Origin of the sequence: Falsiroseomonas sp. (assembly GCF_051859025.1) — a bacterium.
In the GTDB taxonomy this organism is placed as follows: Bacteria; Pseudomonadota; Alphaproteobacteria; order Acetobacterales; family Acetobacteraceae; genus Falsiroseomonas.
Map to the genome: position 1 here is coordinate 583667 of NZ_JBHYGL010000001.1, position 16863 is coordinate 600529.

Sequence of the window (16863 nt, forward strand, 5' to 3'; positions counted from 1 at the left end):
CTGTCCCAGGCGGAAACCTGACGCAGACTGACCGGTCGGTCAACGCGCGGAGCCGTGACCGATCAGGCCGGGCAGGGACTCCACCAGGAAATCCAGGAAGACGCGTGTCTTGGCCGGCAGCAGGCTGGTCTGGCGGAACACGGCATAGATGCCGAGGTCGAAACCCGTGTTGGTGACGCGCACCGCCGGCAGTAGCCGCTCCAGGCGCCCGCTCTCCAGCTCCTCACGCACCGTGTAGTCGTCAAGCAGCGCGATGCCGTGGCCGGCGATTGCCATCTGGCGCAGCACCTCGCCATTGTTGCTGGCGAAATGGGCGGCGATGCGCAGCTCCTCCATCCCGCCAGCGGCCAGGAAGCGCCACACCACGTCTTCCGGCCCCAGCCAGTAGGCCAGGCAGCGCTGCGCCAGCAGGTCGCGCGGCGCGGCCACCGGCGGCATGCGGGACAGGTAGGCGGGGCTTGCCACCAGCACGCGCTCGCTCCGCAGCAGGCGGCGCTGCATCAGCTGGGCATCGGGCGGCGCGCCGATGCGCAGGTCGATGTCGATCTCCTCCTCCGCCAGGCGTGCCGGGTGCTCCGCCAGGCGGAGTTCCACGCGCAGCTCGGGGTAGCGGTCCTGGAAGGCCGGGATCAGCGGCGCGACCACGCGCATGCCGAACATCAAGCGGGAATGCACCCGCAGCGTCCCGCGCGGCGTGGTCTGCAAGGCGGAAGCGGCGGCCTCGGCCTCCGCGATGTTCTGCAGGATCGGGTCCAGCCGCGCCAGGTATTCGCGGCCCGCCTCCGTCAGCACCAGCGTGCGGCTGGTGCGGTTCAGCAGCTGGATGTTCAGCGCCGTCTCCAGCGCCGCCACCTGGCGGGAGACGGAGGCTGGCGAGAGCCCCGCCCGGCGCCCGGCGGCGGAGAAGCTGCCCTCCCGCACCGCACTCACGAAGAGCTCCATGGCCTGCAGGCGGCTCATCGGCCTTCCTTTACGGAAAACGCACAGACACTGCTCGTGGATAGCGTATTGTTGCGGCGAATGGCTAGCGCCTAGGATGACTGCAGCAAAGGGCCAAGAACGGGAAGGGAAGCGTTTCCATGGAATTCGGCATCTTCATCCTCATGCAGCAGCGCGGCTACCACCAGACGTCGCAGCAGGTGCTGAACTACGCGGTGGAGCAGACCGTGGCCGCCGACCAGGCCGGCTTCGACACGGCCTGGTATGCCGAGCACCACTTCTCCAACTACGGTCTTTGCCCCTCGCCGCTGATGATGGTGGCGCATATGGCGGCGCTGACGAAGCGCATCCGCCTGGGCAGCGCGGTCTGCGTGCTGCCGATGTACCATCCCGCGCGCTTGCTGGCCGAAGCCGGCTTCTGCGACGCCGTCTCGAACGGCCGCCTCGAACTCGGTGTCGGCTCGGGCTACCAGAAGTTCGAGTTCGACCGCTTCGGTGTGCAGATCGAGGACGCGCCCGCGATCTTCCACGAATTCCTGGACGTGATTCAGCTCGGCCTGAAGGAGAAGGGGTTCAGCTATGACGGCAAGCACATCCAACTGCCGCTGACCTCCATCAGCATGCGCGCCGTGCAGAAGCCGATGCCGCCGATCTGGATCGCCACCGGCCATCCGGAGACGCAGGCGCGCGCGATCCGCGAGGGCCATAACCTGTTCGTCACCGCGCTGCTGCAAGGCACGGACAAGCTGCGCCAGATGCGTGAGGGCCTGGCCGGCATCGCGGCGCGCGAGGGCAGGAGCATCGATGACGCGAAGATCGCGCTGCTGCGCTGCGCCTATGCCGGCAGCGATGCGGAGGTGACGAGCTACCTGGAGAATGCCCGCTACCAGCGCCGCATCTCCGAGGCGCTGAAGTACCGCCGCGCGCAATCCGATGACGGCTTCATGGTGAATGAGGAAGAAAGCCCGAACGACATCCCGCTGGAGCAGATGCGCGCCAACCTGCCGGTCGGCAGTGTCGACCAGGTGGTGGAGCGCATGGTGGAGGAGATCCGCATCCTCAAGCCGAAGCATGTCGCCATCCAGACGCAGCTCGGCGATTTCGACCACCGGACCATGATGAAGCAGATCGAATTGTGGGGAGCGCGGATCATCCCGGCGATCCGCAAGGAACTGGGCGCGGGTGCCGCATCGACCACGCTCGCCGCGGAATGAGGCGGTGCTGATCCGCATCACGGGCGCGGGCGAAGCGGTGCTGGAGGAGGCCGGCGATTTCCGGCGCTTTTCCATCCGCTTCGACGCGGGCGCGCGCGGCAGCGGCCCTGCGGAAGCGGCGCTCGCCGGCCTGGCGCGGCTGGACGGCGAGTTCGCCTGGGTCTGTACGGAGGCACTCCGGCGCATCGCCCCCAGTGGCGGGGATGCAGCCTGGCAGCAGGGTTTTGCGGGCATGGTCGCCTTCGCGGAAACCCGCGGCTGGGTGGACGAGGCCGGCCGGGTCAGGGCGCATATCGAGGCCGCGGCCTGAGCACGCCGGCATGACCCGCATCATCCTGGTGACTGGCGCCGCGGCCGGCATCGGTTGGGCGACGGCGCGTGCCTTCGCCGCGGCCGGCGACCGTGTGCTGCTGGCCGACATCGATGGCGACCGCGCGCGGATCAAGGCGCAGGAACTCGGCGCGGCGCATGAAGCGATCGGCGTGGACATGGCCGATCCTGCCGCCGTAGCCGCCATGATCGCAGGCATCGCGGACAGGCATGGTCGGCTCGACGTGCTGGTCAATAATGCCGGGCGGATCGATGGTGGGACCGCGGTGGTGGACCAGACAGCCGAGGGGTTCCGCAGCCTGCTGGCGCTGAACCTGGATGGCGCGGCGATCGCGGCGCGGGCAGCAGCGGCGGTGATGCGTCGCCAGGGCGGCGGCGCCATCGTCAATGTCGCGTCGGGCGCGGCGCTGCGCGCCATTCCGCTGCGCAACGGCTACTCTGCCTCCAAGGCCGGCCTTGTTGCACTGACCCGCAACCACGCCTGCGCCTGGGCGCGCGACGGCATCCGCGTGAATGCCGTGGCGCCCGGCTACACCCGCACCGAACTGGTGGAACGCCTCATCGCCGAGGGGCGCGTGGACCCGGCCAAGGCCGTGCGCCGCATCCCGCTCGGGCGGATGGGCACGCCGGCGGAGATCGCTGCCGCCATCCTGCACCTCGCTTCACCGGACGCGGGTTATGTTACCGGTGCGTTGCTCGTCGCCGATGGTGCTTCGCATGCCTATGGCGGCAGCGAGGACGCGAACGTCATCCGCGGTGCCAGCCCGGTCGCGCCGCCCCCCGGTGCGCCGGTGATCGCCATCGGCCCGGGCCCGGTCGGAGAGGCGCTCGCCACGCGGCTTGAGGCGCGCGGCGTGCTGGCGGTAGCGGTTGACGGTGGGATGGACCGGCATGGCCGGCTCGACGGCCTGTTGAACATCGATCCGGAGCCTGGAAGGCCGGGGCACCTGGACCGCATCTTCCTGGGCGCGCAGGCAGTGGGGCGCATCATGCTGCGACAGGGGTATGGTGCGATCGTGAACCTCACCTCGGTGCTTGGGCAGCTGGGCCTGCCTGAGGACGATGGGAATGGGCCGGAGGCGGCCGCGATTGGAATGCTTACGCGCACCATGGCCTGCGAATGGGGCGGCAGCGGCATTCGCGTGAACTGTCTCGCGGCTGGGCCACTCGCCGGCGGGGATGCCAGGTTGTTGCCGCGCATTCCGCTGCGGCGCCTGGCGGACGCGGCGGACATCGCGGCGGTGGCCGATTTCCTGCTCTCACCGGCAGCAGGCTTCGTGACCGGCAGCATCCTGCCGGTGGATGGCGGGCTCAGCGCCTATGGCGGACCGGACATCGAGGAATGACGCGCCCAACCTGTTGAGCAGCAGGGCATGGAGCGCGCGCGTATCCCGCCCGCTTCGACCGGGCGCCCTGGACGGTCGTGCCCCGTCCGGTGGTGCAGGATACCCGGCACCAGCAGGCTCTCGGCTGTGCCCGCCTGACCTCGCGACCCAGCCTGCCGAGAATCATCGCGCTCCTGCAGCACGGGATGGGAGACATGCGGCCTCGGCGGCATTGATCCTCTGCACTTGCTGTGCCGCGACACGAATGCAGGGCGCAGAACGGCGCCCCAAGACCAGGGACAGACCCGCAAAGCTGCGGCGTTTCGTATCGAAGACAGCATCACCGTACTCGCCATTAATCTGAAAAATCCAACATTCATTGGTTGCTGCGCCGCCGCTACTGGGAGTTGCGTGTCAAGGTGTATGGCTATGTCGGCAAGCGTTCCGGATACTGGCTTCGATATCGACGGCTTTCTTTCCAGTTTCTGCCCTCCCGGCGGGTGCATGAGCTGTATGGGTTGCAGCAGCCAGAGCCTGGAAAAAACGATCACGGCGGAACAGCGCCTGACCGATCCGGCCATTCGGAATACCGAGTATTCGCCTGCGGCTGCCTCGCGCGAGGTTGCATCGCTGCTGTATGAGGGATTCTGGGCGGCCTATTGGACCGGAGGAAAACTTTCGAAGCCCACCGTGGTCACCTATTCATTCGCCGACAGTTTCTCAGACTTTGGTGCCGGCGACATTACTGGGCATAAATCGACCACGACAGGGAGATGGACAATCCTGCCCGAGTCGTTCCGGGAGCAGGCCCGGCTGGCAGCCGCCGCGCACAGCCGGGCGACCGGCATCGAACTGATCGAGGTCACGGACCCCGACAATGCCCAGATCATCTGGCGCGCGGAGGAGTTCCTGGAGCCCTCCGGCCTGGGTTTGATCATGCCGCCCGGGCCCAACAGGGTGAGTGGCGATATCTGGATCAACATGAAATACTGGTCCACCTTCGAAAAGCTGAACATGAATGTCGGCACCGAAGGTTTCACCTGGATTCTGCACGAATTCGGGCACGCGATCGGAATGAAGCACCTTTTCGATCAGAGATACACCGGGCTGTCCGAAATGCCGGATAATCGCGGCACGACAATCATGTCGCACACGTTGAATCCGGCGGGTGGCGTAAGGTCTGAACTCAGCAACTGGGACGCCAAGGCGTTGGCGTATATCTACGGGACAAAGGAACAGCAGGCTGGCCTGTCCGTCCAATGGAGCCAGATGCCCGGCGGGGGCCTCATCAGCCGGGGCGACAACGCTGCGGACATGATCGTGGGCATCGCCGACCGGGACTGGATGGAGGGCGGGAAGGGAAACGACACATTATTCGGCCACGCCGGCGACGACACGCTGGACGGCTGTGCCGGGGCTGATGTCATCCTTGGTGGCACTGGCCGCGACGCGCTGGTCGTGCATGCCAGGCGCGGCGACACGCAAGCCTATCACCTGCAGTTGGAGCGCGATCCGCTTGAGCAGACCGGCTTTCGGGGCCTGATCAGCGCCCCCGATGGCCAGGACGTCTTTTCCGGCATCGAGGAACTGATCTTCTTCGATGGAAAGTTGGATCTCGCCACCGGCAAATGGTCACGCGACAACGATTTTCTCTTCGCAGAGCGACTGAACAGAATCCTCGGCGGAACACCCGGCGATGAGACGATATTCGGAATAGCGAACGAGATCAGGCTGAAGGACGGAGCGCGGCGTGAGGTTGTCGACGATCTGGTCGAGGATTGCCTGGCGACGGCTGGATCAGGGCTGTCGACCTCGCAACTGGTGGCCCGCCTGTTCAACAATGCCTTCGGCGTTGCATCCAGTGAATTGATCGGTGCCTGGACGGAGAGCATCAACGCCGGCCGCACGACGGTTGCGCAGCTTGTCGACAAGCTCGGCGGCAGCATGGTTGTCGCCAGCAGCCTCGATCAACCCTTCGGCTGCATCGTCGGCGATTTCGACAGCCCACTCAGTCATTCCCTGACCGACAACTGGTACAGAACCTCCGATTCCTCGCGGGTTGCGATGGGAGACGCGGGTGACGATGGCTTCTTTGCCGGCAGTGGTAACGCGACCATTCATGGCGGCGCTGGGCATGACACGCTGTATGTGTCGGCTCTCAGCTTCCTGAGGTCTACATGGTCGACAGCGCTGGAGCGCGTGGCCGGTAGTGCGGGCGTCAGCGGCACGCTCACCGCCAACGGCCAGACCGTATCGTTCAGTGATATCGAGGAGATCAGGTTCCTCGATAGCAGCCTCATCCTCGGTACCGGCAGCGATGCCATGCGACTGGCCCGCATTTCGCTCTCGCTCACGGGCCGCCTGCCGAGTGCCGCCGAACTTGGGGACTACATTGCCGACATCGAAGCGGGAGAGGCAACGACACTCCAGATTGCGAACAGGCTGGTATTGACGCCGGAATTCGCGGGCCGGATGGGCACGCCGTCAGCGACTAACACGACGTCCGTCATCCACAACATGTTCGACAAGATCGCCGGTTCGACACCTACGGCAAACGACCTCCGCGGCTGGGATGATATCTTCAGGAATTATGGCCACTCGCTGACCGGGTATTTCGCTGACCAGACCGCCAAGACGGATGCGTCGCAACGGATGTTCGGGCAGTTCACCAACAATGGCATCTGGGCAGATCGCGCCGGCGCCGTGGATATCCATCATCTCTACCGGGTCGCTGCCGGCTATGATCCCAAGGCCTCGGAGTTGCAGGATCTCCAGTTCCGGGCGCACGAGCAGGACCTGACACTCGCACAGGTTTCTTCGTTCATGGCGACGCAGCATGGCCTGGGCGCGCTCTCGGACGGCGATTTCGTGCACAGGATTCTGGGCTCCTATGACCGCAGGACGGCCGACGCCTCAGGCCTCGCCGATGATGTCATCTCGGCATTGCGCTGCGGCGACCTGACGCGCGGCGATGCAATCCTGCTTGTCGCGAATGATGCGATCGGCGCTGGTGCCGACGGCATTCAACTGCGTGCCGAATCGGCGCCCGACGCTGTCTTCGGCTGGCAGTTCATCGCGAAGAACGGCGACTGCTACTCCGGCTGGCTGGTGGATGACGGCAACAGCCACCAGGTGGGGGATGTGATCGTATCCGACTTCGGCCGTTACGTAATCACTGTCGAGGCCGCCTGGGCGGGTTCCGAGGGCCGCGGCACCATCTTCACCACCGACTACTACGACGCCTCCGCCGACGTCGCCATGCAGACCTATAATTGGACGACGCTGGACAGGCGTCCTTCAGGAACCGGGGGGCTGGGCAGCGAGTATGATCATGCCTGGGATGGCGATGAATGGAGCGATTTCGGCGCCGCCGGCGCCAACCTCGGCAATGCTGTCGTCTCGAAGGTATTCTCCTGGACGTTCAATGCCGCGAACGGAGACGCGTATCTCGGATGGCTTGTCGAGGATGGGGATCGCCATGATGCTGGTGATATCCTCCGCGGTGCCGCCGGGAGCTATACGATCACCGGGGAGTACGCCTGGGGCGGATCCGCGGGGCGCGGCACTGTCTACACGACGACCTATCGGGACAGTTCGGCGGAATTGGAGATGCCGACCTACTACTGGGGTACCCTCGGCGCGCAAGCCAGCGGGACAGCGGGGCTTGGCAGCGAATACGATTACGCCTGGGACGGCGATGAATGGAGTGATTTCGGGGCGGCGGGCGCCAATCCGGCGAATGCCAGCGTCGCCAAGGTATTCAGCTGGACGTTCACGTCGTCGGACGGTGACGGCTATTCGGGCTGGCTTGTCGAGGATGGGGACGTTTTCGCCCCTGGCGACAGCATCGACACCGCTTTCGGCCGCTACGCGGTAACGGGCGAATACCACTGGGGCGGATCGACCGGCCGCGGCACGGTCTATACCACGTCCTATGACGACGCGTCGGCAGGCGTCAGCATGCCAACCTACTACTGGGGGACGCTCAATGGCAGCCCGAGTGGATCGGGCGGCCTCGGCAGCGAGTACGACTATGCCTGGGATGGGGACGAATGGTCCGACTTCGGTGCGGGCGGGGCCAATCTGGCGAACGCGAACGTCGTCAAGCTGTTCCAATGGACCTTTGCCGCGGATAATGGCGATGCCTATGCCGGCTGGGTCGTGGATATCGCCGAACGCTTCGAGGCAGGCCAGATAATCAGGAACGACGTCGGGAAGTATTCGATCGAAGGGGAATACGCGTGGGGCGGCCCGTCCCCCGCGGGCGCGGTGTACACCACGAGCTACTACGACGCGTCCTCCGGCATCGTCATGCCAACCTATTCATGGGGCACGCTCGGCGGCCAGCCCTGCGGCATGGATGGCCTTGGGAGCGAGTACGACTACGCCTGGGACGGTGACCAGTGGAGCGGCTTCGGCGCGGCGGGCGCCAGCCTTGCGAACGCGATCCTCTGAGTTCGCCGCCCGCCGGGTCGGGCAGCCTGGCCTACCTTCAAAAGGGATCGACACGCGCGCCATAACGGTTCCCCTCGCTTTCGCGAATCATCCGCGGCCAAGGAAGTCGCTGGCAGCCCACCAGCGGCCTGTTCAGGGCGGAGGCGAGGCCAGGCAGCGCACCGCCGCCGCAAGCTCCATCGGGCGGCCCAGCAGGTAGCCCTGGCCCTTGCAGACGCCCAGCGCCTCCAGCGCCTGGCATTCCGCCAGCGTCTCGATCCCCTCGGCCACGATCTGCGCGCCCGTCTCCTGCCCGAAGAAGCACAGCGCCGCGGCGAGCGCCCGCTTGGCAGGGTCCGTGTCCACGTCCCGCACCAGGCCCATATCCAGCTTGATGATGTCGGGCCGCAGCTGGAGAATGTGCTGCATGCTGGAATATCCCGCACCGACATCGTCGATCGCCAGCCGCATGCCGACGGCGCGGATCGGCGCCAGCGCATCCCGCAGGGCGTCGTAATCCGCCACCGGCGCGTGTTCCGTCACCTCCAGCACCAGGCGGTGCAGGGGCAGGCCCGCAAATTCCGCCAGCAGCGTGCCGCCCAGGATGACCGGGGGCGATGCGTTGACGGAGATGAAGCAGCGCTCGGGCAACTGCGTGAGCGCGCCCAGCGCCTCCCGCATCACCGCCAGTTCGAGCTCCACGCCGATGCCGGCCTCATGCGCCGCGTTGAACCATTTGTCGGGGCTGCGATAGGGCTCCGGCGTGAAGCGGCACAGCGCCTCGAACCCCACCACCCCTGCGGGGCGGAGCGTGTGGATGGGCTGGTAGCGCGGGCTGAACTGCCGGTGCTCGATCACCTGGCGCAGCACGGCCTGCTGCCGGGCGCGCGCCTCTGCCGCCGCCACCTCCTGCCCGATCTCATGCGCGGCGATGTCGGCGAAGACGCGCATCACCTGCAGGTCGCGCGTGTTGAGCGTGGCGTTGGGAAAGGGGCTGAGGCAGCAGAACATGCCGGACGGCGCGCAGTCTGGCGGAAGGGATGTGAAGGAATCCTTGCCCGGGCGGGGCAGGCCCGCGCGGTCAGGCGGAAATGGCGGTGACCGTCGCGCCCAGCGCCTTTGCCGCGTCGGCCGGCGAGACCAGGATCTGCAAGCCGCGCCGGCCGCCATTCAGCACGATCTCCGGATGCGCCAGCGCGCTGGCATCCAGGAAGCAGCGCAGCCGCTTCTTCTGGCCGAAGGGGCTGATGCCGCCGACGACATAGCCGGTGGCCCGTTCCGCCTTGGCGGGCGGCGCCATCTCCGCCCATTTCGCGCTCGCCGCGGCCGCCAAAGCCTTCAGGCCGAGCCGTGCAGGGGATGGGATGGCGGCACAGACCATCTCCCCGCTGTCCAGCACCGCCACCAGCGTCTTGAACACCAGGGCCGGATCCAGGCCGAGCGACGCCGCGGCGTGCAGGCCGATGGCATCGGCATCCGGATCGTAGGTGTATTCCAGCAGGCGGAACGGGATGCCCGCCGCTTCCGCCGCACGGGTTGCCGGCGTCACCCGGCTGGTCATCGCGGTGCGAGGGCGGCCAGGGTGGTCGGAGGACCGGCGGAGATCAGCCGGTTGATCTGCCCCTGCGCCAGCCCCACCAGCATGGGCCGCCGCGCGCCGGGCAGGATGGCGATGTCGTAGAGTTCGCGCACCACGCCCCCCAGCCGCATCCAGTGCAGCACCCGCCCGCTGGCGAGTTCGACGACCAGCACGGCGCATTCCGGCGCGCGCCCTTCCGCCTTCAGCCGGTCATCCAGCGGCAGCCCGGCGAAGACCTGGTTGACCCGCGGCAGCGAAAGCCCGACCAGCGCATGCCCGCGATGCAGCGCCAGCCCGCGCGCGAAGCCGGGCAGGAAGGCGAGGGGATGGAACCGCCCCGCGGCGGTGTCCACCAGCCCCAACTCCCCGGTGCCGGCGTTCAGCACATAGAGCCGCCCGTCATGCAGCCGCGGCGAATGCGGCATGGTCAGGCCGGTGCAGACCACCGAATCCCGCGCCAGGTCGATGACGACGCCCTGGCCCACGCGCTGCGCCGCCCAGCCGCGCGGCTCGTCCGTGGTGGCGCAGGCGGTCACGAAGGCCGGGCGGCCTGTCGCTTCCTCCATCGCCAGGCCGTTCAGGTGACAGCGGTCCTGGGGCGCGAGCCGCGTGATGAAAGGGGGGCGCCAGGCGGGGCGGAAGCTCGTCGCCTCATCCACCGCGGCCAGGCAGGAGAACAGGGTATTGACGAAGATCGGCCGCCCATCGGGCAGCAGCCCGACATCATGGGCGAAGACATCGCCGGTGTACCAGGCGGCCATCGGCGCATAGACCGCGTCGTGGCCTTCCAGCACCTGGCCCGGCGCCAGGATGTTGCTGAAGCGGTAGATCGCGTTGCGCCCCGCCAGCGCCAGCGCGCCACCCGCCGCCGCGATGCCGAGGCAGCGTTCGAAGGTACGTTCGGTGACGTTGAGCTGCCGCTCATCCTCCGCCCCCACCAGGAAGACCTTGCCGATCTGGTAGGTGGTGACGGCCAGCGCGATGTCCTGCGCCCGCAGCCAGGCCGCGAAGCCGGCGGAGGCCTCCACCTGGTAGGGGGGCGCGCTGTCGCCGCCGCTGCGGACCTGGACGGTGGCGTCGGACATGGTTCCCGGCGGCGCTGATCCCCGCCCTGATCCCATGCGGGCCGGCGGCACGCAAGTGTCTCACCTGTCTCGTGAAATCGGGATTGGAGGGTCTTTCGTTTCGTGACAGGTTGGAAAGGTGTCGTTAACGAATGGACGCGCGGCCGCGTGTGGTTGCGGCGGGGCAGGACCGTTCGAGAACGCGGCGGGGCGCCTGGCTGCCCCCCGTGGCGAAGCCAGAATGGCCTTCCAGCACCAGGCCCCGCGCTGCGCCGATGGAGTTGATGGACGATGAGTTTTGCAACCTCCCCGACGCCGAACGCGCCGGACCTGGCATCGGGCTCCGATTCGGGGATTCCGGGTGACAACATCACGAATGTCCCGTCACCCACCATCCACGGGACGGGGGCGGAAGGCGCCGCATTCTACATTTTCGTGAACAACTACTTGGTCCGGGTCGTGACCGTCCTCGATGGAGTGTGGAGCTACACCTTCGACCCCCTCATCGATTTGGACCCCTTCAACGATGCCCCCCGCTACGATGGCTCGTATGCAGTCGCGGTCGCGGTGCAGCAACCAGGGATGGTGCTTTCCGAATTCTCGGATCCGCTGAACCTCGTCATCGACACCACCGCACCCACCACGCGACCGACCCTCAGCCTCGACCCCGCCAGCGACAGCGGCGTGACCGGCGACCGCATCACCATGGACGCCACGCCTGGTCTTCGTGGCCAGGCCTCCGCCTTCGCCATGGTGGAGATCACGGTGGACGGCACCGTGGTCGGCTCCGCCACCGCCTCCGCCAGCGGCGGCTGGACCTACACGCCACCCGACACGCTCGACCTCGGCAGCGCTATGGTGACGGCGCGGGAGGTGGACACGGCGGGCAATCTCGGCCCGGCCTCCGCCGGCCTGGCGCTGGTCATCGCCAGCCCCGCGCCGCTGGCGCCCGGACTTGCCGAGGCATCGGATGGCGGCGCGGTCGGCGACAATGTCACCAATGACAACACCCCCACCATCACCGGCATGGCGGAGGCCTTCGCCGATATCCGCCTGCTGGTGGGTGGCCGGCTGCTGGGCACGGGCACGGCGGATGCGGACGGCAACTGGTCGATCACGCCCACCCAGGCGCTGGCCGATGGGCGGCACGACATCCGGGTTCAGACCGTCAGCGGCGGCGTCGTCTCCGACGTCTCGGACGCGCTGACCCTCTTCATCGATACCGAGGCCCCCGTGAGCACGCGGTTCTTGGATGTTCTCGTCAGTGCCGATGACGGGTCGGGCGTACGGGAATGGTTCATCAGCTCGGGCTCCACCTTCGCTCCGGCGGTCAACATCGCGCCGCTGGGCGGCAGCGGTATCGATGACGACGTCGCGCCGGTGGTGCTGGGCGCGACCAACCGCGTGTTGTTCGTCGGCGATGATGGCACGGCAGGGCCCGAGCTCTGGGTGGCGAACGGGACGGAGGCTGGAACCTCCACCCTGACGGACCTCGCCCCCGGCGCCGTCATCGGCAACCTGACCGCGACCACCGATGGCCGCGCCGTTTTCACCACCGTCGATGCCACCGATGGCATCCGGCTCTGGGTGACGGATGGCAGCGACTTCGGCACCTACGCGCTGACGGGCGGGGACGTGTTCACCGTCACGCCCAACCGCTTCGTCGCGGCAAACGACGGCCGCGTCTTCTTTGTCGCGGAAACCCAGGCCTATGGGCGGGAACTCTGGGTGACGGACGGCACCGCCGCCGGGACCGCCCAGGTCCTCGATGCCGCGCCGGGGCCGGCCAACGGGCAGGTCGGCGCGCTGGCCGCGCTGATGGACGACACGCTGCTGTTCGCGGTGGATGACGGGACCGGCAGCGTCACCCTCCTCAAGGCCGAGAGCGGCGCGACCACCGCGATCACGGGCTGGGAAGCCTTCGGCGGGGCGCTGCTCTCCATCTCCGCCATCGTGCCGCTGCTCGGTGACCAGGCGATCGTCATCGCCGATGTGGATGGGATGGGGGAGGAGATCTTCCTCGTCTCTGGCGACAGTGTCGTGGGCGGGCTCGACCTCACGCCCGGCGCCGCTGGCAGCGCGATCCGGGACTTCACGGTCCTCGGCCTCGCGGTCACCATGTCTGGCGCCACCGTCACCCTCCCCGACGCCTTCGTCTTCACCTTTGAGACGGCGGCCGAGGGCCGCGAACTCGGCTACATCGACTTCGACGGCGACACGCCCATCGGCGGCCTTCTCCTCGACATCGCACCCGGTCCCGATTTCGCCAATATCACCGGCCTGACCTCGATCGGTGATGGCCGCGCCCTATTCAGCGCGGAGGATGTGGCCGGCAACGCCGAGCTCTGGATCACCGACGGCACCAGCTACGGCACCTATCTGCTGCAGGAGATTCGGGCGGGCGACCAGGGCAGCGCGCCGCGCGACTTCACGATGGTCTATCCCGGCACTGTCCTGTTCACCGCCATCGGCGATGGCGGGGACCGGGAGGTCTGGATCTATGACGGCGATCGGGACGGCGCACGCCAATTTGACGACCTGAACACCACGGGCGTATCCGCCACCCCCGCCGATCCGGCGGAGATGGTGACCCTTTCCGATGGCCGCGTCGTCTTCAACGCGGGCACCGAGGCCACGGGGACGGAACTCTGGATCAGCGATGGCACCAAGGACGGCCTCTATCGTCTGACCGATGGCCTGGTGGGCGCGGGCGATGGCAGCCCCGGCAACCTGGTCGCGCTGCCCGGCGACCGGGTTCTGTTCACGCTCGACGATCCCGCGACCGGCCGCGAATTGTGGGTGACGGATGGCACCGAGGCCGGCACCGCGGTGCTGAAGGACATCAACCCGACCGGCAGCGCCGACCCGCTTTTCCTGGCGCCGCTGGACGCCACGGCGGGGCTGATCCTGTTCTCCGCGGATGACGGGGTGGCGGGCCGCGAGCTCTGGGTGACGGACGGCACGGCCGGCGGCACCGTGCTGCTGAAGGATATCAACCCGGGCGCGGCCGGCAGCGATGCCAGCGACATCGTCTCCCTCGGCGTGGGGAAGGCGATCTTCGCCGCCGATGACGGCGCCGCGGGCCGCGAACTCTGGATCACCGACGGCACGGCCGACGGCACCACCCTGCTCAAGGACCTCGACGGGCCGGGTGTTTCCTCCTCGCCGCGGGACATCACGGCGCTCGGCAACGGCACGGCGCTCTTCTCCACGCAGTTCGGCCGGCTCTGGATCACCGATGGCACGGCTTCGGGCACGGTCCAGCTCGGGGACAGCTATGTTTCCGGCGCGTCCGGTGCCTTCACCCCCGTCGGCGGCGGGCGAGCCATCTTCCTGGGCCTGACGCCCGGGGAGGGCGCGGAACCGTGGATCACGGATGGTACCGAAGCCGGCACCACGCTCCTCAAGGACATCCGGGACGGCGCGGGTGGCAGCGCGGCCGGCGACTTCACGCTGTTGTCCGATGGGAAGGTACTGTTCCGGGCCGATGACGACATCCATGGCTCGGAACTGTGGATCACCGACCTCACAAGCGGCGACACCCGGCTGCTGGCAGATATCGAGCCCGGCATCGACAGCAGCGCGCCGGGCCGCATGGTCGAAACCGTCGGTGGCCGCGTGGTCTTCGCGGCCACCACGGTCGCCTACGGCCGGGAACTCTGGGCCCTCGACACCGTCACCGGCGACACGAGCCTGCTGCTGGACATCAAGGACGGCGCGGCTTCCTCCGACCCCGGCACGCTGACGCGCATGGCCGATGGCAATGTCGTCTTCTGGGCCGATGACGGCTTCCGGGGGCGGGAGCTTTGGATCACGGACGGCACGGCCGCCGGCACGCGGCTGTTCAGCAACACCAGCGCCGACGCTTCCTCCAACCCGCTGAACTTCACGCCCGTCTTCGTACCCGGCGGCATGGAAGCGCCGGAACTGGACGAACTGTCGGACACTGGCCTCTTCGACAATGACCGCCTGACCAATGACGAGACCCCGCTGGTCTGGGGCTATGGCGATGCGGGTGCCACGGCCACGGTCTTCGTCAACGACGTCGCCGTCGGCACGACGACAGCCGGGCCCTTCGGCGTCTGGGAAATGGACCTGCCGACGCTGGCGGAGGGCACGCACCGCGTCACCTTCACGCTGAGCGATGTCGCCGGCAACGTCTCCGACTTCTCCCCCGCCATCGAGATCACGATCGACACGACGCCGCCGGAGGCGACCTTCACGTCGCTGCCGGTCAACAGCACGGCGGCCACGCTGGAACTCGGGGGCGAGGTCCCCGACGGTGTGGTTGAAGTCCGCCTCCTCGTCGAAGGCCCGGATGGCGGGCAGAACCTTGCCTATGCCGCCCTGCATGACGAGGGCGGCGGCGTCTGGTCCTGGTCCTACAGCATCGTGGGCGCGGCACGCGGCGACTGGACCATCACCGCGACCGCCGTGGACGCGGCGGGGAATGAGGACCCGACACCGGAGGTCCAGACCATCACGCTGCTGGATTCGGCCCCTCCGGTCCTTGCCGGCCTGGCCGCGACGCTGGATGTCTCGACACCGCAGATCGAGGCCGGGCCGGTGCTGCTCGACCCCGATGTGACCGTGACCGATCCGGATGGCTTCTTCGTCTCCGGCAGCATCGTCGTGTCCGGCCAGTTGGCGGAGGATTGGATCAGCCTGGCCGACACCAGCGCCATCCTCGTGTCGGGTTTCGATATAAGCTTCGGCGGCGTGGCGATCGGCAGCTTCAGCGGCGGCACCGGCGGCGCAGATTTCGTCATCGCGCTGACCGGCACCGTCGATGTGGCGGCGGTTGAGGCGGTGGTGGAGGCGATCACCTTCGCCAGCGACGTCGATCTCGGCCAGGCACGGCGGACGCTGACGGTCACGCTGGATGACGGCCTGGGCGGCACGACATCCGGCGACGTCGTCGTGAACCTGGCCGGGCGGCAGGTGATCGGCGATGACAGCGCCGAGAGGCTGGACGGCACCGGGCGATCCGACAGGCTGGGCGGCCGCGGCGGCGATGACGAGCTGTTCGGCAAGGGCGGTGCGGATTCGCTGAATGGCGGAGAGGGCAATGACCTGCTGGTCGGCGAGGACGGCAACGACACGCTGAATGGCGGGCTCGGCGCCGATACGATGGAAGGCGGGGCGGGGAACGACATCTTCGTCGTGGACCATGCCGCCGATGTCGTGACGGAACTGGCGGATGGCGGCATCGAGACCGTCAACGCCTCCGTCAACTACGTGCTGGGGGCGGAGGTCGAGCGCCTGGTGCTGACCGGCATCGCGATCGTCGGCACCGGCAACGCGCTGGCCAACACGATCACCGGCAATGCCTCGAACAACCTGCTGCGGGGCGAGGACGGCAACGACACGCTGAGCGGCGGCATCGGCGCCGATACGATGGAGGGCGGGGCCGGCAACGATGCCTTCATCCTGGACAATGCCGACGACCGGGTCACGGAACTGGCCGCTGGCGGCATCGATCTCGTCTACGCCTCGGTCACCCACGCGCTGGGGGCGGAGGTGGAGCGCCTGGTGCTGACCGGTGCCGCCGCGATCGACGGCACCGGCAACGAACTCGCCAACGTCATCACCGGCAATGCCGCGAACAACCTGCTGCGCGGCGAGGACGGTAACGACACGCTGAGCGGCGGGGTCGGCGCCGATACGATGCAGGGCGGCGCCGGGAACGACGCCTACTTCGTCGACAATGCCGGCGACGAGGTGACGGAAGCCGCGGCTGGCGGCGTGGACCTCGTCTATGCCTCGGTCACCTACGCGCTGGGGGCGGAGGTGGAGCGCCTGGTGCTGACCGGTGCCGCCGCGATCGACGGCACCGGCAACGCGCTGGCAAACCTCCTCACCGGCAATGCCGGGAACAACCTGCTGCGGGGCGAGGACGGCAACGACACGCTGAATGGCTGGCTGGGCGCGGATACGATGGAGGGCGGCGCCGGGAACGATGTCTACACCGTGGACAA

At 67.8% G+C, this 16863-nt stretch carries 9 protein-coding genes; 5 read left to right on the forward strand and 4 right to left on the reverse strand.

Annotated features, from left to right (window positions below):
- Positions 1 to 39 precede the first annotated feature (39 nt).
- Positions 40 to 960 carry a LysR family transcriptional regulator gene (locus tag ACTIE5_RS02925; protein ID WP_439548192.1) on the reverse strand — a complete coding sequence of 307 codons (921 nt, stop codon included), beginning with the start codon at positions 958 to 960 and terminating at the stop codon, positions 40 to 42.
- 119 nt (positions 961 to 1079) lie between these two features.
- Between ACTIE5_RS02925 and ACTIE5_RS02930 the strand changes: the two genes are divergently transcribed.
- The 4 genes from ACTIE5_RS02930 to ACTIE5_RS02945 all read left to right on the forward strand — a co-directional run bounded on the left by ACTIE5_RS02930 (position 1080) and on the right by ACTIE5_RS02945 (position 8263).
- Positions 1080 to 2153: an LLM class flavin-dependent oxidoreductase gene (locus ACTIE5_RS02930; protein WP_439548193.1), complete on the forward strand. Its 1074-nt coding sequence runs from the start codon at positions 1080 to 1082 to the stop codon at positions 2151 to 2153.
- Positions 2154 to 2157: 4 nt separating this feature from the next.
- Entirely contained in the window at positions 2158 to 2463 is a 306-nt protein-coding gene (locus ACTIE5_RS02935) for a hypothetical protein (RefSeq protein ID WP_439548194.1), read from the forward strand.
- Between the two features lie 10 nt (positions 2464 to 2473).
- The gene (locus ACTIE5_RS02940; RefSeq protein WP_439548195.1) at positions 2474 to 3829 is read left to right on the forward strand and encodes an SDR family oxidoreductase; all 1356 of its coding nucleotides are present in this window, start codon (positions 2474 to 2476) and stop codon (positions 3827 to 3829) included.
- A 408-nt stretch (positions 3830 to 4237) separates the two neighbouring features.
- Positions 4238 to 8263, forward strand: a complete 4026-nt coding sequence (locus tag ACTIE5_RS02945) for a hypothetical protein (RefSeq protein WP_439548196.1) — start codon at positions 4238 to 4240, stop codon at positions 8261 to 8263.
- 132 nt (positions 8264 to 8395) lie between these two features.
- Here ACTIE5_RS02945 and ACTIE5_RS02950 read toward each other — a convergent pair whose 3' ends face one another.
- The 3 genes from ACTIE5_RS02950 to ACTIE5_RS02960 form a co-directional block, all read right to left on the reverse strand.
- Positions 8396 to 9253, reverse strand: coding sequence for an EAL domain-containing protein (locus ACTIE5_RS02950; RefSeq protein ID WP_439548197.1), 858 nt, complete (start codon positions 9251 to 9253; stop codon positions 8396 to 8398).
- Positions 9254 to 9323: 70 nt separating this feature from the next.
- Entirely contained in the window at positions 9324 to 9791 is a 468-nt protein-coding gene (gene ybaK / locus ACTIE5_RS02955; RefSeq protein WP_439548198.1) for a Cys-tRNA(Pro) deacylase, read from the reverse strand.
- A gap of 8 nt (positions 9792 to 9799) precedes the next feature.
- Positions 9800 to 10906, reverse strand: a complete 1107-nt coding sequence (locus ACTIE5_RS02960) for a TIGR03032 family protein (protein ID WP_439548199.1) — start codon at positions 10904 to 10906, stop codon at positions 9800 to 9802.
- Positions 10907 to 11176: 270 nt separating this feature from the next.
- On the opposite strand from ACTIE5_RS02960, the gene ACTIE5_RS02965 reads away from it, so the two are divergent.
- Positions 11177 to 16863, forward strand: a 5687-nt coding sequence (locus tag ACTIE5_RS02965) for an ELWxxDGT repeat protein (protein ID WP_439548200.1), incomplete at its 3' end; no start/stop codon positions are given.